The sequence below is a fragment of the Xanthomonas sp. WHRI 10204 genome, assembly GCF_040202875.1.
In the GTDB taxonomy this organism is placed as follows: domain Bacteria; phylum Pseudomonadota; class Gammaproteobacteria; order Xanthomonadales; family Xanthomonadaceae; genus Xanthomonas.
In genome coordinates this window covers 384,913-404,442 of the sequence record NZ_JBEGDW010000001.1, presented here as the reverse complement: position 1 = coordinate 404,442, position 19,530 = coordinate 384,913, and the positions used below count along the sequence as shown (strand labels likewise).

Sequence of the window (19,530 nt, the reverse complement as noted above, 5' to 3'; positions counted from 1 at the left end):
GTCTGCATGCACCCTCTCCATCACTGACGTGCGCACGCGACGCACGCAACGTGGTGCCTGGAACTCCCTTGGCTCCGACTTCGTAGCGATTGCCTTCCAGCAGGGCGAGATAGCAGCCACCACGGTCGCGGTTGTTCCGTGGTTTGAAGATGCCGGTGTAGCTGACCTACAACGCATGGCGATCGTGCAGATCGAACATCAGAACGGCGTACGGCGTGGTGCGGCCGCAGCGCTCGGACGAATTTGCCGACACAAGCTGATGGGTGTTTTCCAGTCGGTGTCGCTGTCAATACGCAGGCGCATCGCCTGCCCGCCTTCGCCCGCAGCCGCCCCGTCGAAAACGGCCGCGCAGGCCGTGCCTGGTAAGCCGCGCGCGATGCAGCACATTCGACCTCGCGTGCCGGCGCCGGAAACGGCCTTGGAGGACGAACGTCGCATGGTGTCGACCGCAGGATGTCGACTGCATGGTCAGCGATGCTGACGCAGCGCATCCGCTGCGCGGTTGACACGCGACTGCCGTCTGTCCGCCATCGCTACGCCTGCGCGAACAGCCGTGGCATGATCGCGCCCTCACACGCCGGCCGTCCTACGGCACGGGATGCCGGGACAACAAGGGGATGTCTCGTATCGGTGTGGATCGGACTTTTTGCCCACCATGGGGCGCTCGCGGAAGGGGCCGCAGGCGTAGGTGTGCCGAATGGACATTGGCTGCATTCGAGCGAGGATGGCGAGGATGTTCAGGATCTGGTTGTTCGGTTCGGTTTCTGTTGCCCAGGACGAAGGACGCGCAGTTGCGGTCTCCGGACGGTGCGGCAGTCTGCTGGCCTATCTGGCCATCGGCCAGCATCGGTATTTCAGTCGTAGCGAGCTCATTGCCAGCCTGTGGCCCGAACGCGATGCCGGCGCGACGGCGGGATCGTTCAATACCGCCCTGTGGCGCCTGCGCCGCATCGTCGAATCCCCGCCACTGGATCACGGCGATCTGATCGTGTGCGACCGGCGCGGTGCGATCGGCCTGGATGGCCCGATGGACGTCTGGCTCGATGTCGCCGAATTCAGCAAGGATATCGCGCCAGGCCTGAGCAAGCCGCCCGAGCAGATGACAGAAGCTGAGATCGCCGGACTGCAACGCGGCGTCGCACTGTACCGCTCCGACATCCTGATGGATGTCTCCGACGATTGGGCGCTGCGCGAACGCGAAAAACATCGCCGCAGTTATCTCAACGCGCTCTGGCGCCTGGTTCAGATCGCCACGATCCGGCGCGACTACAGCGAAGGAATCCGGCATGCACAAGCGATTCTGGACAGCGACGCACTGCGCGAAGATGTGCATCGCGCACTGATGCAATTGTTCGTACTCAACGGACAACGCGCACATGCCTTATGCCAGTTCGAGCGCTGCCGCGAGCTGTTGCGGCGCGAGCTGGCGATCCAACCGATGCGCGAAACGATGACGCTCTATCACCGCATTGCCGACGGTGCCATCGGGACGAGCGTAGAAGAGACGCTGCCTGCACCTGCTGCACGCCCCTTCGCGTTTGCCGACAGCGCCGGCCAGCACGCACAGATGCTGATCGAAAACGCACGTCGTGGCCTGGCCGCGGCAGATGCGCAACTGCAATTGAGCCTGCAGTTCCTGGAACCCTGAGTTCTCCAACACTGGCGCACGCCGCGCTGCCCGATGCCGAGCGCGTGGGTATCTGCGTGTTCGTTGCGGCGTCGCGCTACTGCAACCAGCCAGGTCCATCGCGCGCAGCAGCCTTGCTGCACCATCGGCGAGCCCGGCGCATGGCGTACGAAGTGCGGCCTGCCGCATAAGGCGAATGCCGCTGTCCCGGCGTGCGACCCGACCGAGGTGCCGCTGCTGCGCGATGCGCGCGACCGACCCTCTCTGCAACCTGCGCTGCCCGACTGGGATACCGGCTGGAGCCACCGTGGCGACTAGCTGGTGACGCGCCATCGCTTGCCCATGCTGTTCCTTTTCCAACCCGTACGCGCCCCGGCAACCAGGCGTGTGGACCGACGCTGCCTGCGCTGCACGTCGCGATGCATCACCGCTGCATCACACGGGAAGACGGCGCGGTGATTCACCGGTGATCTGGCGGTGATGCATCGGTGATGCAGGCGGCCTAGCGTGAATCCACCTCACCCGGAGCGCGGGCATGGCACTGCTGGAGGACCGAACCGCCGCCTTCATCGTCCGGGTTTGGGGAGAGCGTGGCGACGGCGACGACACGGTACGGGAGTGGCGCGGCTCGATCGAGCACGTGCAATCCGGCGAACGCACGTTCTTCCGTCATCTCGAGCAGGCCATGAGTTTCATGCAACCCCATCTGGAGAGTATCGGCATCGACACCCAGCAACGCTTCTGGGAACACATCGCGACCGACATCGACAGCGCACCGAATACCGCTGCAGCTCTGCCCGCTTCTCCCGTCTCCACGCCACCGCCGCACGCCGCTCTTCCACCCCGCAAGCGCCGCTAGGAGTTCCGTATGGCCCGCATCCGCGCCACCCGCGACAGCGTCAACGACCGCTTCAATGTGCTGAGCTTCAGCGTGCGCAGCGACACCCCGCTGTTCGAGATCGGGCTGGCCACCGACCCGGAGCTGCTCAAGCCGGAAAACCGCGCCCGCCGCACCTCGCGCACGTTTTTTTCCAGTCTTGTGCAGCCCGGCACCAAGGGGCGCGATGCGATGTATCTGGTACCGCCGAGTGTGGTTGCACGCTTTGTCGGGCAGCCGCGGTTGTACTTCGGCTTGGCGACCTACAGCGAACGCGACCGCGCGCGGCCGATCGAGGTGCAGATGCCCGATCGCGGCAATATGTACGTCTCGCTGTCCGGGCTGACCGAACGCAGCCTGCGACGTACCGCGCGTAGCGATGGCAACAACGGCTACGGCGGCGACAGCGCGTCGCTGGCATGGGGCGCCGATGCGGTGGTCGGCGCGGCGCCGGCGGCTGCGGCTGCGCCGGCCAGCGATCCGGGCCGCGGCGGTTACAGCGATGGGTACTCGGATGAGCTGTGGCAAACCCCTGCCTCCGCAACGCCGCCCGCGCAAACCACGCCGGCCGCCACCGTGTCACCAGAGGCATCACCGCCGGCCGCGTCCCCATCGCCCGATGCCGCAGCAGCAACCGCAGCCGCGCAGAGCTGGCGCCCCGCATCGCAGGCGGTGCCGACGCTACGCTCGGCGCCAGTTGTGCGCGCGCCGTCTTCGACGCAGACGCCGCGTCATGGCTCGGCCCCAGTCAACGCACTGCGCGTGATCGATCAATACGACAGCCCCACAACGTTGGGCGAAGCGCTCCTGGCGCAGTTGGCGTTCTTTGCCAGCAGTGCGCGCTGGATATTTGGCGTCGTCAATACCACCGTTGCGCCCTACAGCGCGATCTGCCAGGTGCGACGTCTTAATGACAGCGATGAAGGAGAACCGGCGGGCACCGCATTCTTCATCGCGCCGCGTCTGCTATTGACCGCCGCCCACGTAGTAGATGGCAAGCGTGCGCTGATCATCGTGCCCGGCAAACACGATGCAGGAACAACCAGCGAAAGCGAGCCGTTCGGGCGCTTTCAGGTCACTTCGGATGCATGGGTCATCCATCCCGCTTACAACGCATCCCAACGCGATTTCGATATGGCACTGATTCGCGTGCCGGAGGCCAACGCGGTTGCCTACCCGCAGTACTTCGATATTCTGGAAGAACTGACCCAATCACGCGAAGAACAGATCGTCGTGAGCGGCTATGCAGCGCGTTCGCTCGATAGCAGCACTGCAGGCACGGTGGTCAATGCCGTTATCGACCCGGATCGCCAGCATATGCACGGTGGGCGCATCCGCCAGCTCCCGACAGACGACACGTTTGCCTACGATGTGCAGTCGTTGGGCGGTACCAGCGGCTCGCCGGTGTACTACATCGACACCACCGAGGCACCGCGTGCCCACGTGGTCGGCGTGCATGTGGCCCAACATGACGCGACGACCAATCTGGGTTGCCGCATGACTGACGCAAAGCTGGCCTGGATCCGCCAGCAAGCACTGGACTGGAGCCAGGCGGTCAGCTTCTCGCTGGGCGTACAGGACTCGCAGAACAGCGCCACGCCGCGTCGGTCTGCCTCCGCCATGCAGACCGGGCAGGCAATGTCCCCACCGCATGCGCGACCCGCACCACCACGCAGCACAACCAACGCACGCGCACTGATCATCGGGCCGGACGATGTGGAGCGCGCGCAGCGCTACGCGCCGCAGTGGGCCGACCTGTTCAACTGGCGCGCACCGGCCGCGGTGGAACAGGCCGTCAGCGCACGCGGGATGTCGGTTCAGCGCATCGCAGATGCACAGGGCGAACTCAGCCTGGACCGTTATGAAGTGCGTTGCGAGCGTCTGCCCGATGGTTGGAGCGGTCCTGAGGTTCTCGAACACCTACGACTGCATCTCAACGATTTTGTCGATACCGCCTACAGCGAATTCATCCCGTACGACAGCGGTGTGGACGACGTTCAATGGGAGTCGTCCACTCCCGTCGGCACCGTCTTCAAAGTCAATATCGGTGGTCCCGACAATGCGTCGGTTGTCGTAAGCCTGGTAGAGCCGACGCGTTGGCGCTTCACCACTGTGCATACCGAATGGTCCGGTGATCATCCAGTGAGCGGTCACCGCGAATTTGGAATCCGCGATGACAACGGCACCACCGTGTTCTACACCCGTGGTGCCGACCGCTGGACCGGTGGACCGGGCGCGTTTATCGGCTTTTTTGCTGCCGATCGGCTCTGGAAGAGCTTCCAGGACAAGCTCGTTAGCTGGCTGATGGCGGGCGATGGCAGCGGCAGCGCCAGCGCGCCTGCTCCCTTCAGCGAACGCTTCCATCCGGAGGTGGTGCGCATCCTCTACCCGACCACTGCGCAGTCGTTGTCCACGCGTTCGCTGAGCGATGCGCCCGTCCACGAATACGACGTGCCCTTGATCGCGCAACCGGACAAGCGCGCCTGCTGGGCGGCGGCGATGGCAATGCTGTTGTCGTATCGGCGCCACGCGTCGATCGACCCGGAAACGCTGGCCAACGAGGTCGGCACCACCCTATCGACCTCTTATAGCTTCGAGTTACTGGACGCGGTCAGACAGCGCTACGGCTTTAACGCCATCGAACAACCTTCCAACACCAGCCTGTACCACACGCCGCAACAGTGGGCGGACTGGTTGAACCGGCATGGCCCGCTATGGGTGGTCATCGTGGGTGCGCCGCATGCGGTGGTGCTCAGCGGTATCTCTGGCGATCTGGCCGATCCGTCGAGCGCAATCGTCAATATTCTCAATCCCTGGGATACGCGGCAGACCTTCGACAACGATCCGGTCGTCTTCAACCCACCCAACCAGGGCTATGCCGACTGGTTGCCGTTCCAGGAATTTGCAAGCGCATTCGGTGAAATGGCTGCCGACGACTATGGCGACTGGCGTGTGCTGTACCTACCGGCAGCGAGCACGCACGCCGCATCGCTTGGCGGTGCTCAGTTGCGCCTGGCCAGGCCGCCAGCAGCGGTACGTGCGCAGGCATTGGAGACAACTTCTGCCACCGGCGAACAGCGCGAGCCAGTGACGCCCAGCCGGGTGGCCGGCACCCGCATGAGTGTGGTGCGCGGCAGTGCGGGCGCTTGTCGCTGGACCCTCGACCAGCTGGAAGGCCGCAAGCCTGCCGTGTCCACGCCGATCGATTCCGGCAACGCCGCCATCGATGTCCGTCTTGTGCTCGACGACTGGCCGGCGTTGGAGGGTGCAGCGACTCCGCTGCCGATCACGCTGGAGTTTGTCGCCGATCACGGCAGCGTCGGTGAGGTTCGCATCACTGCCGGCACACCGCCCCTGCTGAGCCATGGCGTCGAGGTGACGGCGCGTATCGAAGATGCGGATGCAGTGAGCGGTGTTGCGGCGCTGGCCGTCATCGTGGACTACCGCTTCAGCGGGCTCGCACAGGGCAACCCGCAGGCGCGGATCGCCTTGCGTCTGCTCGGCGATGGGCGGCATGAGCGCAGCAACACCTGGGTCGCGCAACCGGCCGACGCCGTGGTCGCGGGCTGAGCGGGTCATGAGCGCTCCAGGCCACCGCAACCTGATCTTTCCGCAGCGCCCCACTGCGGCGGCAGCGCGTGCGCTGGCCGGCCCGACCGCGGCAACGCCGCCGGCTGGCGAAGCAACGGCAACGGCCACGGTCAAGCCTCAGGCGACCGAGACCATCGCGCGGCGTACCGGTGCGATGGTCAATGAGGTGGATTTTCCGGGCTTTGTCGCGCAACTGGTGCATGGCACGTTCGACGCCATCGTGGATGCCTCGATCCGCCAGATGGAAAGTTATTCCAGCATGGTGGCGGCGGTGTCCAAGACGGTGGATCAGTTCACCGAAGACAACGTCTCGCTCAATCAGGCGCGCGATTGGCTGGCCACGCACTATCCCGGCGATATCGTCTTGCTGCTCCCCGATGGCGGCGCGCGCACCGTGCCGGAGCTGGTGCCACGCACGACTGGCAGCCAACCTTTATGGCTGGCCGACTATGGGCTGGCCGACGAGGAACTCACCGCCGAATTGCTCGAACAGCGCGTGCTGCCGCAGGTGCGGTTGAAGGTCGGCAGCGAACGTCAGCAACTGCTGGCAACGATGGTGCTGCTGGGCATGAACCGGGTGGTGGTGCGCGACGGCAGCATCAGCAGCAAGGTGATGTTTCGCGCCGCCGCACAAGATGTGGCCAAGGTCGGCTATGCCACCGGCAGCGATCCCGCACAGGCAGACAATTGGGGCGAGCGCGGCTCCTCCAGTTATGCCGGGCAGACCTCGACCATGGTGTCGACATTGCAGGTCAATGCACAGAACGAATCGAACGTGCGCGCCGATCTGTTCGGCGAGGTCAAGCTCAATTTCGTCAGCGAGACATTGCCGCTGGAGCGCCTGGCAGATGCCGCCAAGGTGGCGCTGGTGCAACGCAACGCACCCGCCATGCGCGCCGCCGCCGGTAACCTCGCGCCCACCGCGGCAGCACCGGCTGCACCATCGCCCGCTGAAGGAGCGGCGTGATGTTGCGCGAACTGTCCGGATTGCTGGAAGAACTGCACGCTGGCCTGCTGGCGATCGAAGACCGCGCCGGCATGCAGTTGACGCATGTGGAAATGCGCCTGCCGCTGGAGCTGCGCCCGATCCTGCGCGACGGTGGTTGTCGCCTGCTGGCCGATGTGCCGCGCAGCTTCGCCATCAATCACTGGAACGCTGCGCCCTCGCTACTGCATGTGGTCTGGCAGCTGGGAGAACAGTCATGAGCGCGCAACTGCCCCCGTTGCTGCAAACCCTCGGCGTTCCATTGGACCTGTTCATCCAGGCATTGACCGAGCAATTGGACAAGGCGCAGGCCGCGATGACGATCAAGGCACGTGTGGGCAAATTGCCGCTGACCTTTGCGGTGAAAGACGTGACGCTGGATTTGCGCGTGTTCGTGCAGATGCTCGACGACGATGTCTATCTGCGCCCGGCGGGTCCCGGCGAAAGCGAAGCCAGTACCGTGCGGCTGGCGTTGACCACGATCACCAAACCGATGATCGAAGAGAATGCGGCAGATTTCCGTGCCGACGAATCCGAATTCAGTCTCAAGACCGCGCTTGGCGACCAGTTCTCCGATGAGGAACAACGCCAGCTCGAACGGATCGGCGTGCGCACGGTTACCCAGCTCAACGAACTCAAGGAAACCGCGGGCGCCGATGTCATCGCACGGCTGTCGCGGATGCCGGTCAATCGCCTGCAACAGGCGCTGCTACGTGCCGCCGCACCGCGTGTGACGCGTGTGCAGGCGAGCGATGGCGATGGCAACAGCGGCACGCGTGTGCACCTGAGCGCACCGGGACTGCGTAGCGGCAGGCTACCGCTGGTGCGTGCGGCGGGAATCGACATTCCCATCGTCTCGTCCGATGACGGACAGCTGGTGCTGGCACCGTTGGCCAGCCAACTCGGCTGCGATGCGCAGCTGGACTTCGACGATGGGCGCAGCGCCTGCGTGCCATTGCGCGCAGGCAGTCTTGGTCAATGGAGTGCGCAGACATGACCGCCTCACATCACGCCGCCTTGTTGCCACGCCGCCTGCTGCTGACGCTGCGACTAGGCGAAGTGCCCGAGCATCTGCCGGGGCTGCGTGCGGTGCAGGGTTACGGCACACCGATGAGCGACGCGGTGGACCACGGGCCGATCGACCGGCTGTTGCGTCACCACGGCGATGCCTTCCGCGCGGTGCGTCTGCATAGCGCGCGCCTGGGCCGCCAGCAAAGCCGCCGCAGTGGCGCACAGCGCTTCGATGCCATCGAGCAACTGAGCGGCGTCGCGCGGGTCTTGCGGGTGGAATTAAGCGATGGCACCCGGCTGCCTGCGCTGTTGCGGGCATTGGCCGAAATCCCGGTCGTGGAGCGGGTCGGTGCCGATTATCTGAGCAGCACACCGCGCACGCTCGCGGGCCCGACAGCGCACCTGGCCGCACACGAGAGCTGGGCGCAACAGGCCATTCGTCTGCCGCAGGCCTTGCAACTGGAACCGGGCGATCCGGCGGTGCTGATCGGCCTTGCCGACACCGGCGTGGCCCTGCAGCACCCCGAACTGGCCGGACACTTGCGCGCAGGATTCGACAGCGTGGATCTGGACCCGGCAACAGTCGGCGGGTTGTCGCTGGTCGGCGACTATCGCCGTGCCGGCGAACGTCCGCAGGACGAAGTGGGCCATGGCACCGGCTGTGCCGGCATCCTGGTGGCCAGCGGTCGCCAGATCGCCCCCGGTGGCGCAGGCGCATGCGGGCTCACCCCGGCACGCGTGCTGGGCGCCGCGCTGGAGGCTGGCGATCGCCGCGTCGGCGTCGGTGCGCTGGACAACATCGATGCCGGCATGAAGCGTCTGATCGATCTGGGCGTGAAGGTCATCAACATGAGCTTCGGCACGCCGGAATCGGCACTGCTGCCGGATGCGCCCGCACCGCACGAAGAGACCGTGCGCTACGCGCTGGCACGTGGCGTGGTGCTGGTGGCCGCCAGCGGCAACTCCGGGCTGCATGAGCGTTTTTATCCTGCTGCACACGACGGCGTGATCGCCGTGGGCGGTATCGATGCGCACCTGGTGCCCGCCAGCTTCAGCACGCGCGGTGCGCACGTTGCCCTGTGCGCGCCGGGACGCGACATCCGCACCTGTGCCCTGGACGGCTACCAGAGCGCGTCGGGTACCAGCTTTGCCGCCCCCTTCGTTGCAGCGGCGTGCGGCTTGCTCGCAGCGCGCGCGCAACGCCGCGCCTGGCCACTGGATGGCGCAACCGCCCGCCAGTTGCTGTGCGATAGCGCGCGCCCGTTTGGCGGTGCCGGCGTCGCCGACTGCGGTGCCGGCGTGCTCGATGCGCATGCCGCGCTCCGCGCGCTGGATGCCTATCTGGACCTGCAACTGCGCGACGAAGACAGCGCAGCCGATTCCCCCACCGTCCCGGCGTCGTCCACGCCGGTGGCGGCCTGACCTCCCACCCGCTGCCGAGGAACGTTCGATGGCGACCCAGCGCACTACCAAGAAGTCCACCCCTAAGACGGTCGCCCCGGCAGCCAAACCACGCTCCAACGGTCGCAGCAAGGCGGCCGCGGCCAGCAGCACCGCCTCCAGCAAACCTCCTTCACCCAAACCGTCCGATCCCGGAGTGAACACCATGAATCGCATCCTGCTGGTCGATCTCGGCGAGCGCGAAACCAAGAAGCGCCAGGAACTGCGTGCACGCCGCCAGGTGCTGCAGACCATCGACAAGACTGCCGACACCAGCGGCGGGCTCAGTCCGCGGCAACTCGACGAACTGGCGCAGATCAAGACCAAGCTGTCCAGCGACGTGGTGGTCGATCCGTTCTACCAGCTGGTGACTGCGACCCAGCAACAGAAGGACTGGAACAAACTTGCCTGTGCGACGGAAAACGTCCACAAATACGGCCTGATCGGCTCGCAACGCTCGCCCAAGGAATTACGCGGCCCGCTTGGCTGCGACGAGCGCGAAATCATCGGCATCTGCGGGCTGCTGCAGCTCGATGGTTACACCGACGCCAGCCTGCGCGGATTCGTGCAACGCGTCAGCGCCGCACAAGGCGAGTACCGCGAAAACCGCGCCTTGTTCGACGCCGCCTTCGAGCTGCTGGTGCCGCGTTACCAGGTCACCATCCAGTCGCAGATCGCCTCCGGGCTGATCGATGCGGACATCGTCGGTTGCGAGTGGCCCGACGACAATCCCGAAGACCGACGCGACCGCTACAGCACCGACACCGATTTCCGACCTTCCGCAAAAGACACCGTCTGCGCCTTGAGTTCGCGCAATCTCGCCGCCACCGTGCGCCGGCTTGCCAGCAACGGCATCGGTGCCGATAACGCCTGGCTGGCAAGTCATTTGCAGAACGGGTACGAAATGCAGACCGGCGTGGTGGCCGGCGCGCCCCCGTCGGCGATGGAAATCATCCTGCCCGATCTGGAAGATTCCACCGATGTGGAAATCGTGCGTGAGAATCTCAACGCCGTGCAGGCGATCTACTTCGCCTACATGCTGGAAGAGACGCGGATGCCGCAGGTGGTGGAACGCATCGTCGAATTGTTCCGCAGCGGCATGTTGCCGCTGGGACGCGGCAAAGCCGGCGATTACCTATTCCGGTACTACAAGACGGCCGCCGAACGCATCACCGAAGGCGAGCGCCGCGACCTGTACATGCGCTGCTTCGGCGCACCTGGTGGCGACCCGAACGGAAACGAACCCAATCGCGAATTCAACGAGCTGTGGTTGCGCTTCCTGTCGGCGGTGTCTTCGTTCGGACGTCAACTGAGTGTGGACCGCATGCTGCGCACCAACGTGCCGGTGGCGGTCTCGCAGGAGCAGGTACGCAAGGCCGCACGCGATCTGGGCGCCAGCCTGTCGCGCAGCGGCTACGGCATCGCCTACTTCGCTGCCACCGAGTTGCAGCAGATGATCCTGGAATACCGCGACCTGCTCAGCGACCCGGAAGTACGTGGCGCGTTCGGCGCACGCGACATGTGGCAGGTGATCGACCAGGTCAACGCCAATTACCTGGGTGGCCCGCGCAACACCAGCCGCTTCCGTACCCAGGCCCGCGCCGGTGCGGTGATCATTCGCTGGATCGCCAATACGCGACAACGCCTGGAAGGCCGCTATGGCGAAGTCATTTCGATCAGCGCACTCACCAACCCGCAACTGCGCGGCAGCGACCAACCCACCGTCGATCCTACCGATTGGGATCTGCTGCAGGCGTGCGAACAATGGCTTGCGGTGGGCGGCGTACAGGACAACAGCGTCGAGCAGTACGCACAACCAGCCGAATCGCCGGTGATCACCAGCCGTCCGATCGAGATGCCGCAGGCCGCGCGCGATCTACTCAACCAGGCGGGCATCAGCCTGCCCGGTCTGTAAGGAGCACGCGCATGCGCACTCATGACGATCGCCCGCAGGCGGTCAAACATCTGGTCCGTCAATCGCTGCGTTCGGCGGCCAAGGCGCTGGGCACCCGCGACCCGTTGCCCTACGTCGATGGCTTGATCGACCGCACCTTCTACCTGCCCGACGACGATGTGTCGTACGCACGCAACTCGCTCACACCCGGTGCGGTGCCCTACGAACCCTCGTTTTCCGAATCCGAACCCAACCTGCTGCGCTTCACCATCGAACCGTTGGGCCCGGAGGCCTCGCCGGTGGCACGGCGCGATGAAGCCACCCGCGAAGCACGCAGGTTGATCGCTCCGATCTTCGGCCAGGATGCCTTGCGCTGGTTCGACAGGCGCAGCGAAGCATGGCGCGGCTTCGGCGGCTTGAGCTGGATGAACTACGGCGCCTGGTTCGGTAGCGCGTTCGATCAGGATGGGCTCTACGCCACCAAGATCTACTACGAGCTGCTGCCCAATCAGATCGATGCCTTGGCGCCCGCGTTGTCGCGCTTGACCAGGCTGGCCTGCGACGAACTGCCCGGACTGGTGCCGATCTTCACTTCGATCGGCTGCAAGCGCGATACCGGTAGTCAGCGGGTGACGTTCCTGCATCGCGGGGCATTGGCGGTGAATGGACTGGGCCCGTTGATGAACCGGCTTGGCATCGGCCATCAATTGCCGGGGTTGATGCGCGTGGTTGGCGTCGCCCTGGGCGGGCGGTTCGAACTGCCAGCCGGTGGTGTGCTGATCGGCCTGCGCGATGCGCCCGATGGTGCGGAGTTGAAACTGGAAGTCCTGCTCGCTGCCATTCCGGACCTGCCGGCGCGCTTTCTGGATCTGCTCAAACTCGGCCTGGCCGAGCGCCCCCGGCAACTGGCTGCGCTGGCGCGCTGGCTGGATGCCTTCGGCATGGACGATGCCGAGCAACAAGGGCATTTCTCTGTGCTCAGTATCCGGGTGACGCCGAATTCGCCGGCACGCATCAGCCTGTACGTACGACCGATCGAGTTCGAAATGCGCGAAGCCATCGAAGACGCGCGCGCCCTGCAGTGACTCGCATCACCTATCGCCCTTCCATCGCCCCCCTGTCGTGCAGGAGTTGCCATGAGTGCCATTTTTCCCGCAGCCGGATCCAGCGCGCGCACGGCCACACCGGCTGGCAACCGCGAAACACACGACGCCGCACGCCTGGCCGTACGTCAGTTGCTGGAACGCAGCGACGCGTTTCATGAGCTGCCTGCCGACAAGCGCGCAGTGTTGGCGAAGGGGCTGGTGCAGATCGGCGCCTATCTCGCCGAACCTGATGGCGTGCGCCTGAAACAGCAGAGCGCGCCCGTGCGTGCGATGGCTGGCGAAGATTCCACGCCCCTGAAACAGGAAGACCAGCCAGAGTTCGGACAGGCCCTGAAAACCGGCGTACAACAGGCCGGCGCACTGATGGCAGCGGTCAATTTCCCCACCTTCGTCTCGGGACTGATCAATGGCGTGTTCCACTCCATCGTCACCTCGTCGATCGAACAGATGGAGGCGTATGCCAAGTTGGTCGCCGACGTGTCCAAAAGCCTGAATCAATTTCGCGACGACAACACCACGCAGAATCAGGGCCGCGATCATCTGGTGGAACAGTTTCCGGACATCTTTCAGCTGCAGATGGGAGACGATGCCTTCGGCGATTTCGGTGGCAGCAGCGACACCGGTGCGCCACCGCAACCGCGCGTGGTGATGCGCCAGGATGTCGACGAACGCGCCGCCATCGCACGCGTCAATCAATCGCTGCCGCTGGACAAACCGGTCACCACGCTCAACGACGATCTGGTCGAAGCGGTATTGGTGCCCGCTGCACGTACCCAGATCGCCACCGGCCGCCAGCAGTTGCTGGCCACGCTGGTGATGCTGGGCATCAACCGCATCGTGGTCACCGATGGGCGCATCTCGGCCAAGGTGCTATACGACTTCCAGGCGCGCGACGACAGCCGCTATCGCTACAGTGCCAGCAAGATGGATCACCAGAAGGATATATTCGGCAACGTGCAGAAAACGCGCGGTTACGAAGGCGATTACGACTACAAGAGCGATGGCGGCACCTCTAGCCAGAGTGCCGACGGCTCCAGCGACAAGCGCGATGGCAGCTATTACGCCAAGGGCAGCTACAAGTACAACGAACAGCCCATCATCAAGATGATGAGCACCTCGCAATTGCAGAGCGATTCTTCGCTGCAAGCCAAGGCAAGCCTGGCAGGACAAGTCGAGGTGAACTTCAAGAGCGATTACCTGCCGCTGGAAAAACTGGCCAATCCCGAGTCGATTGCGGCGATCCAGATGAATGCGCAACCGGGCATGGTGAAATCGTTGGCCACCAACCGCCCTGGCAGTAACACCGCTGCTGCGCCCTCCGCTCCACCTGCGGCATGACCTGGGATCACCACTGCCATGCATGCACTTGCCACAGACAGTTTCAGTGCGACCTCCGGTCATCCCGCCTGGCTCGACGACGACACCCTGGCGGCCGTGCGGCCGCAGGTGCGACGCCTGCTGGAATCCTCGCCTGGCTTCCGCCAGTTGCCAGTGGCCGAGCAGCAGGAAATGGCACGCAATATGGTGCGCGTTGCGTCCTACATGTCCAACCCCGACGGACTGGCAAAACAGGAGCTGTCCACCGATGGGGGCATCCTTGCGCGCGACACGCCGCCAAGCGCGCGGGCACTCGCCGACCCCGTCGGCCAGGCCAAGAACAAGGCATCCGACAAGATCGGTACGTTTGCCGGTAGCGACTTCACTGCCGCTTCGGTGGAACAAGGCGGCGACAACTTCAAGAAGTACATCGGCTCGGTGGATTTTCCTGCATTCGTCGGCGGGTTGATCCAGAACGTATTCCAGGCCATCGTCGATGCCTCCATCCAGCAGATGAATGCCTACGGCGAATTGCTCAAATCGGTGGCGCAGACGGTGGATCAATTCGCTACCGACAACATCAGCATGAACAATGCGCGCGACTGGCTGGTGGAACGCTTTCCGGAGGCACTGACCATCGAGACCGATGGCGATGCCGGCCCGCGCGTGGGCGTACGCGACGAAGATCAGGCCGGCGCCGTACTGACGCAGATGAAGGACGACATGCAGCTGGCCCAGCCCATCACCGACCTGTCCGACCCGGAGCAGGAAACACGCCTGGTGCAAGGCGCGCGGTTGCAGATGGCACGCAGCCGCCAACAGCTGCTCTCGTCGATGGTGATCCTGGGCATCAACCGCATCGTGGTGACCGATGGCGCGATCAATGCCAAGGTGGTGTTCGACTTCCGTGCCTCCGACTCTGCGCAGCGCACCGCGGGCGCTTCGTTGTACGACGCGCAATCCAGCTACAACCGCCGCAAATCCGGCGCCGGCATCAACCTGGGCTGGGGGGCTGCCGGCACCGTCAACACCAATGTGCAGCGGCACATGACCACGGTGCAATCCTCGGTCAACGAAGAGTCGTCCTCGGATCAGGAGATGAAGGCAAAACTGACCGGCGAGGTGCGGGTGAACTTCAAATCCGATTACTTCCCGATGGAAAAACTGGCCTCGCCCGGCATGATCGCCAGCATCCAGGGCAATGCCACGCCGTTCAACCCGAATCCGCCGCCGGCCGCTGGTCGTCCTGCCGCCGCACCGGCCGTCTGAGGAATCGCCGCATGCGCCCGCCCTCTGCACCCCGCATCGCTGCAGCCTGGCCGCATCCCTACGCGACCTTGCTGCAGGCGCTGGCCTTGGCACAGGCAAACGTGGCGGTGCACGACGCGGCGCTGGCCCGCACATTGGCCGAACTGGGCGAGATCGACCTGCCGCCCGGCGCACCGAATGCGCAGGATCGCCCGCGCCTGCTGGCAGTTGCACCACTGTATTTTGCCGCTGCGCTGGAACAGGCTGGCGTTTTGCCGGCTGCCGAGCAAATCGCCGCGCTGTTTGCCAGCGGCGCGATCACCCAGCCGCTCGGGCCTGGCACGCAATCGCTGGCCACGTTCTGGCGCAGCCGCCGCGAACGACTCAGCGCGGCCGAGCGCAATGCGATCTTCCAGCGCGTTTTCGAACAACCGCATTTCGATCGTCTGATGCAGGCGTTATGCACTGCGATCGTCGCCGAGGCAGATGGCCGCGACATGCGCGAAGACGTCGCCCTGGCCGCCACCGCGCAGGCGATGGGCGAGTTTCTGTCGCAGCGTGCCGATGCGATGGCGGCGATGGCCGCGCGCGAGATCGTGGACAATCTCAACGCTGCGTTGGGCATGCTGCGCGACCGCCAACTGCAACTGGCCTTCGGCGTGCAGTCGCTGTGGATGTTGATCGGCGTGGCCAATCCCGGCACTGCGCACTCACAGGCCTTCGCCGAGCAGGGGCGCAACGGCCAGCAGGTGCTGGCATGGCTGGCCGCACAGGACCTGGCCATGCCGCTCGGTCTGGAGGCCGCACGCGCCGAAGATGGCGCAGTGATGGCGGCGGCGCAGCGCTGGTTGCTGTCGCTTCCGCAGCCGGCGGCCTAGGCCTGGAGGCCCCGTCATGCCTGCCGCCCGCATCCTGCCGCCGATCTCGCTCACCGCATCGCGCATGCCGCCAGGGCATGCGCCACAGCCCTGGGTTCGCGCCGCCGTGCGCGAGGTGCTCGAACGCGCGCCTCACTACCAGGCACTGACACCGCACGACCGTCAGGCGCTGGCACGCTCCATGGTGACAGTGTCGGCGTTGGCAGCCGATCTGCTTGCCGAGGAACATGCCGCCGATCAACAGATCGCTCGGACCGCGCCGGCGGTATTGGCGCGCGCGCAAGAGCAGCAACCCGCATTCGGCGACGCTGCGCAGCGGATTGCCGACACCACGCGCGGCGTGCTCAACGCGGTGTCGTTTCCACGCTTTGTCACCGATCTGATCAACGGCGTGTTTCGCGCGATGCTCGACTCCAACGCCCAGCAAATGCAGCAATACGTCGAACTGCTGGGCGCCGTTTCGGCGTCGGCCAGCGGTTTCGAGCGCACCCAATTCGGTCTCGCGCAGGTTCGCCAGTGGGTGGCAGAGCATTTTCCCGAAGCGATCGAATACGACGCACCGGATCCAGCCGACATGCCCGACCCGGACGAACAGGACCAACAGCGGCTCCGCCTGCGTTCCGGCGCCAGCATGCCGGTGGCCGATGACATCCGCGCAACGCTGGGTCTGGCCGACGACGAATCGGTGGACGCCTCCAACCCGGAGCAGCTGGTTCCACTGGCACGCCGTTACCTGGCCCGCCAGCGCCAGCAGATGCTGGCCACGATGGTGGCGATGGGCATGCAGCGCATCGTGGTGGACAGCGGCCGCATCAATGCCGCGATGCGTTTTCATATCGATACGCGCAGTGCCGCCAATGAAGACCGCGGCAGCCAGTTCAGCATGCAGAACCGCGTCAAGGCCTCGGGGAAATTCGGGATGGGTGCGTGGGGCGCGAGTGCGGAGATCGAGAACAACATCGGCTATGTCTCCACCCAGCGCTCGCAGCGCACCGAAGAAATGAATACCGATCTGGATCTGAGTTCTTCGGTGGAACTGAACTTCCACAGCGATTATCTGCCGCTCAACCAGATGGCCGCGCAAGCGCAGGCGGATCGCATTCGCAGCACCACCTTGAATCCCTCTGCGGACATCCCCGACCCCAGCGCGGCGCGTACGGCGCGCCTGCAGGCGCAACTCACCGGCGAGCGCGAACGGCGCAGCGGCATGGACGCCGCGATCGCCGGCAGCACCGCGCCACGCCCGGCAAGCCCGTCGCCGACCAATGCCACACCCGCGCCTGCGGCGGCGCGCCCGCCACCTACCGCACCGACAGCACCGTCTGCGGCCGCCGCACGCAGCCCTGCCGCGGCTGCGCCGAGTGCTGCAGCAGCCAGGGCAGGCGGCAGTCGTGCGCCAACCGGAGCAAGCGCAGCGAGCGGCATGCCGGCCGGTCGCCAGTCGCCCACACCCGAGTCCAGCACAACCACGCCTCCCGCAGCGGCAACGCGCCCGGCTCCAGCAGCAGCGGCACCCAGCGCCTGATCCAGCGCCATGCCGATCAGGCTAAGCCACGCTTGATCCGGTTCAACGCCATCGCATCAACAGCAGCGCCCCGCAAAAGCGCCGCACCACCGCACCCTTGCGCGAAGGCGGGCCATCGTCACCGCCATCGCTGAATCTGAGGATGTCGCTCAGCTAGGAACTGTGAGAGTCGTTGCAACTGCTCGACGCCCTGGCCATCGGCACGATTCCCACCAGCCCACGTAGCCGCATCGCGTCCAGCACGCCACGCAGGATGGTCAGGTTATGGCCGTGCGCGGCGCCTTCGTGCAGCAGCACGATCGCGCCGGGGCGCAGGTCGCGCACGATCCGCGCAACAGTGGCGTCCGGTTCGCAGCGCACGCCGTCGAAGCCGCGCGCGCTCCAGGCCACGCGGGTCAGCCCGTGCGCACGCAGCGGCGAGGCGACGAAGGGGTTGGTCATGCCGACCACCGAGCGGTACAGCCGCGGCGCCTGCCCGGTGATGCTGGCCAGGGTGCGCTGCGCCAGGCCGATTTCCTGCGCCATGCGGCGCGGCCCCAAGGCCCAGAACCAGGCCTGCGGATGGGTATGGCTGTGGTTGCCGATGCCGTGCCCGCGGCGCACGATCTCGCGCACCAGCTCCGGCCGCTGCTCGGCACGCGCACCAACCACAAAGAAGGTGGCCTTGGCATCGTAGGCATCGAGCAATTCGAGAATGGCCGGGGTGTCGTCGGACGGGCCATCGTCGATGGTCAGCCAGACCTGCGGCGCGTGACCGGGCAGCCGCGCCACCACCGGCGCGTACAAGCGTGCGCGCGGCAGGAATACCGGCACCACGAATACCGCATGCGACAGCAGCAGCGCAGGCAGGCCCCAGGCCCAGCCCAGATGCCACCACAGCACCGCCACCGCCACCTGCGAGAGGGCAAACAAGCCCACCCAGCGGTAGGGGTGGGAGGGGATGCGATACAGCGTTTCCGGCGTGGTCATGCCGCATGATGCCACGCGGCGTAGAATGCCCAGTCTCCACGCTCTCACCGAAGTGCTGCCATGTCCCTCGATCCCGCCCTGCGTTCCCGTATCGATACGCTGCTGCAATCCAGCCGCGTGGTGCTCTTCATGAAAGGCCAGCCCAGCATGCCGCAGTGCGGTTTTTCGGCCAAGGCAATCGGCGTGCTGGACGGACTGGGCATCGACTATGCCCACGTCAACGTGCTGGCCGACCAGGAGATCCGCGAGGGCATCAAGGCGTACGGCGACTGGCCCACCATTCCGCAGCTGTACGTGGATGGCGAGCTGATCGGCGGCAGCGACATCATTTTGCAGATGGCCGACAGCGGCGAGCTGAGCACGATGCTCGGCCTGCAGGCGCCGGATCGCAGCCCGCCGAAGATCACCATCACCCCGGCCGCGGTGGACATGCTCAAGGGCGCGCTGGCCGATGCACCGGATGCGTCGCTGACGCTGGCCATCGATGCGAATTTCCAGCCGAACTTCCAGCTGGCGCCGACCAACCCGAACGCCATCGCGGCCGAATCCAACGGCCTGCGCGTGCAGTTCGACCTGGCCAGCGCGCGCCGCGCCGACGGCATCACCATCGACTGGGTGGACGACATCCGTGGCCGTGGCCTGGCCATCGACAATCCCAACGCGCCCAAGCCGGTGCAGGAGCTGTCGGTGCGCGATGCCGACGACCGCCTCAAGGCCGGCAGCCTGACCCTGGTGGATGTCCGTCCTGCCGACGAACGTGCCCTGGCGACGGTCAATGCACCGTTCCGCACCCTGGATGCGCACGAGCGCCTGGCGATCGAGCAACTGCCCAAGGACACCCCGCTGGCGTTCCTGTGCCATCGCGGCGGGCGCAGTTTGCAGGCGGCCGAGCATTTCCGCGGCCTGGGCTTCAGCAACGTCTACAACGTCACCGGCGGCATCGACGCCTGGTCGGACGAGGTGGACAACGGCGTGGCGAAATACTGAGCGCGGCCAGGCACGCCACGCACCACTGCATACCGAAACGGGCGCTCCTTGGAGCGTCCGTTTTTTCATGGATCA

16 protein-coding genes and 1 pseudogene are annotated in these 19,530 nt (G+C 65.5%); 16 read left to right on the top strand and 1 reads right to left on the bottom strand.

Translation table 11 applies throughout. From position 1 onward, the window contains the following. The first annotated feature begins 28 nt into the window (after positions 1–28). From ABQZ00_RS01890 to ABQZ00_RS01820, 15 genes and pseudogenes are all read left to right on the top strand, one after another. Positions 29–481 carry a hypothetical protein gene (locus ABQZ00_RS01890; protein WP_349777718.1) on the top strand — a complete coding sequence of 151 codons (453 nt, stop codon included), beginning with the start codon at positions 29–31 and terminating at the stop codon, positions 479–481. 252 nt (positions 482–733) lie between these two features. Beyond that, the gene (locus ABQZ00_RS01885; protein WP_323537742.1) at positions 734–1,648 is read left to right on the top strand and encodes an AfsR/SARP family transcriptional regulator; all 915 of its coding nucleotides are present in this window, start codon (positions 734–736) and stop codon (positions 1,646–1,648) included. Between the two features lie 195 nt (positions 1,649–1,843). Beyond that, a pseudogene (locus ABQZ00_RS01880) lies at positions 1,844–1,942 on the top strand (4-phosphopantetheinyl transferase); the annotation flags it as partial. A 220-nt stretch (positions 1,943–2,162) separates the two neighbouring features. Continuing rightward, on the top strand, positions 2,163–2,486 hold the full coding sequence (locus tag ABQZ00_RS01875) for a hypothetical protein (protein WP_055848325.1): 324 nt from the start codon (positions 2,163–2,165) through the stop codon (positions 2,484–2,486). 9 nt (positions 2,487–2,495) lie between these two features. Beyond that, positions 2,496–6,074, top strand: coding sequence for a papain-like cysteine protease family protein (locus tag ABQZ00_RS01870; RefSeq protein ID WP_323537743.1), 3,579 nt, complete (start codon positions 2,496–2,498; stop codon positions 6,072–6,074). A 7-nt stretch (positions 6,075–6,081) separates the two neighbouring features. Further along, positions 6,082–7,062, top strand: coding sequence for a hypothetical protein (locus ABQZ00_RS01865; protein WP_323537744.1), 981 nt, complete (start codon positions 6,082–6,084; stop codon positions 7,060–7,062). Further along, positions 7,062–7,301, top strand: coding sequence for a hypothetical protein (locus ABQZ00_RS01860; RefSeq protein ID WP_323537745.1), 240 nt, complete (start codon positions 7,062–7,064; stop codon positions 7,299–7,301). Before ABQZ00_RS01865 ends, ABQZ00_RS01860 begins: the two co-directional genes overlap by 1 nt. Beyond that, positions 7,298–8,077, top strand: coding sequence for a hypothetical protein (locus ABQZ00_RS01855; protein ID WP_323537746.1), 780 nt, complete (start codon positions 7,298–7,300; stop codon positions 8,075–8,077). Before ABQZ00_RS01860 ends, ABQZ00_RS01855 begins: the two co-directional genes overlap by 4 nt. Beyond that, positions 8,074–9,513 carry a S8 family peptidase gene (locus tag ABQZ00_RS01850; RefSeq protein WP_323537747.1) on the top strand — a complete coding sequence of 480 codons (1,440 nt, stop codon included), beginning with the start codon at positions 8,074–8,076 and terminating at the stop codon, positions 9,511–9,513. Before ABQZ00_RS01855 ends, ABQZ00_RS01850 begins: the two co-directional genes overlap by 4 nt. A gap of 184 nt (positions 9,514–9,697) precedes the next feature. After that, positions 9,698–11,446: a hypothetical protein gene (locus ABQZ00_RS01845; RefSeq protein WP_055848306.1), complete on the top strand. Its 1,749-nt coding sequence runs from the start codon at positions 9,698–9,700 to the stop codon at positions 11,444–11,446. A gap of 11 nt (positions 11,447–11,457) precedes the next feature. Next, positions 11,458–12,510: a hypothetical protein gene (locus ABQZ00_RS01840; protein WP_323537748.1), complete on the top strand. Its 1,053-nt coding sequence runs from the start codon at positions 11,458–11,460 to the stop codon at positions 12,508–12,510. 51 nt (positions 12,511–12,561) lie between these two features. Then, positions 12,562–13,869 (top strand): hypothetical protein, encoded by a 1,308-nt coding sequence (locus ABQZ00_RS01835; RefSeq protein WP_323537749.1) that lies wholly within the window; start codon positions 12,562–12,564, stop codon positions 13,867–13,869. A gap of 18 nt (positions 13,870–13,887) precedes the next feature. Then, positions 13,888–15,117, top strand: coding sequence for a hypothetical protein (locus ABQZ00_RS01830; RefSeq protein WP_323537750.1), 1,230 nt, complete (start codon positions 13,888–13,890; stop codon positions 15,115–15,117). A gap of 11 nt (positions 15,118–15,128) precedes the next feature. Continuing rightward, the gene (locus ABQZ00_RS01825) at positions 15,129–15,974 is read left to right on the top strand and encodes a hypothetical protein (RefSeq protein ID WP_323537751.1); all 846 of its coding nucleotides are present in this window, start codon (positions 15,129–15,131) and stop codon (positions 15,972–15,974) included. 16 nt (positions 15,975–15,990) lie between these two features. Next, positions 15,991–17,499 (top strand): hypothetical protein, encoded by a 1,509-nt coding sequence (locus ABQZ00_RS01820; RefSeq protein WP_323537752.1) that lies wholly within the window; start codon positions 15,991–15,993, stop codon positions 17,497–17,499. Positions 17,500–17,652: 153 nt separating this feature from the next. Here the strand turns inward: ABQZ00_RS01820 and ABQZ00_RS01815 are convergent, their stop codons facing one another. Beyond that, complete coding sequence (locus ABQZ00_RS01815) at positions 17,653–18,468, bottom strand: polysaccharide deacetylase family protein (RefSeq protein ID WP_323537753.1); 816 nt, start codon at positions 18,466–18,468, stop codon at positions 17,653–17,655. A 60-nt stretch (positions 18,469–18,528) separates the two neighbouring features. Here ABQZ00_RS01815 and grxD point away from each other — a divergent pair, with 60 nt between their 5' ends. Further along, positions 18,529–19,455 carry a Grx4 family monothiol glutaredoxin gene (gene grxD / locus ABQZ00_RS01810; protein ID WP_055848291.1) on the top strand — a complete coding sequence of 309 codons (927 nt, stop codon included), beginning with the start codon at positions 18,529–18,531 and terminating at the stop codon, positions 19,453–19,455. Positions 19,456–19,530: the final 75 nt, after the last annotated feature.

What these genes read in the sequence shown, in the direction of transcription:
- ABQZ00_RS01885 (WP_323537742.1), top strand. Translation starts at nt 734, where the DNA reads ATGTTCAGGATCTGGTTGTTCGGTTCGGTTTCTGTTGCCCAGGACGAA.
- ABQZ00_RS01875 (WP_055848325.1), top strand. Translation starts at nt 2,163, where the DNA reads ATGGCACTGCTGGAGGACCGAACCGCCGCCTTCATCGTCCGGGTTTGG.
- ABQZ00_RS01870 (WP_323537743.1), top strand. Translation starts at nt 2,496, where the DNA reads ATGGCCCGCATCCGCGCCACCCGCGACAGCGTCAACGACCGCTTCAAT.
- ABQZ00_RS01865 (WP_323537744.1), top strand. Translation starts at nt 6,082, where the DNA reads ATGAGCGCTCCAGGCCACCGCAACCTGATCTTTCCGCAGCGCCCCACT.
- ABQZ00_RS01860 (WP_323537745.1), top strand. Translation starts at nt 7,062, where the DNA reads ATGTTGCGCGAACTGTCCGGATTGCTGGAAGAACTGCACGCTGGCCTG.
- ABQZ00_RS01855 (WP_323537746.1), top strand. Translation starts at nt 7,298, where the DNA reads ATGAGCGCGCAACTGCCCCCGTTGCTGCAAACCCTCGGCGTTCCATTG.
- ABQZ00_RS01850 (WP_323537747.1), top strand. Translation starts at nt 8,074, where the DNA reads ATGACCGCCTCACATCACGCCGCCTTGTTGCCACGCCGCCTGCTGCTG.
- ABQZ00_RS01845 (WP_055848306.1), top strand. Translation starts at nt 9,698, where the DNA reads ATGAATCGCATCCTGCTGGTCGATCTCGGCGAGCGCGAAACCAAGAAG.
- ABQZ00_RS01840 (WP_323537748.1), top strand. Translation starts at nt 11,458, where the DNA reads ATGCGCACTCATGACGATCGCCCGCAGGCGGTCAAACATCTGGTCCGT.
- ABQZ00_RS01835 (WP_323537749.1), top strand. Translation starts at nt 12,562, where the DNA reads ATGAGTGCCATTTTTCCCGCAGCCGGATCCAGCGCGCGCACGGCCACA.
- ABQZ00_RS01830 (WP_323537750.1), top strand. Translation starts at nt 13,888, where the DNA reads ATGCATGCACTTGCCACAGACAGTTTCAGTGCGACCTCCGGTCATCCC.
- ABQZ00_RS01825 (WP_323537751.1), top strand. Translation starts at nt 15,129, where the DNA reads ATGCGCCCGCCCTCTGCACCCCGCATCGCTGCAGCCTGGCCGCATCCC.
- ABQZ00_RS01820 (WP_323537752.1), top strand. Translation starts at nt 15,991, where the DNA reads ATGCCTGCCGCCCGCATCCTGCCGCCGATCTCGCTCACCGCATCGCGC.
- ABQZ00_RS01815 (WP_323537753.1), bottom strand. Translation starts at nt 18,468, where the DNA reads ATGACCACGCCGGAAACGCTGTATCGCATCCCCTCCCACCCCTACCGC.
- grxD (WP_055848291.1), top strand. Translation starts at nt 18,529, where the DNA reads ATGTCCCTCGATCCCGCCCTGCGTTCCCGTATCGATACGCTGCTGCAA.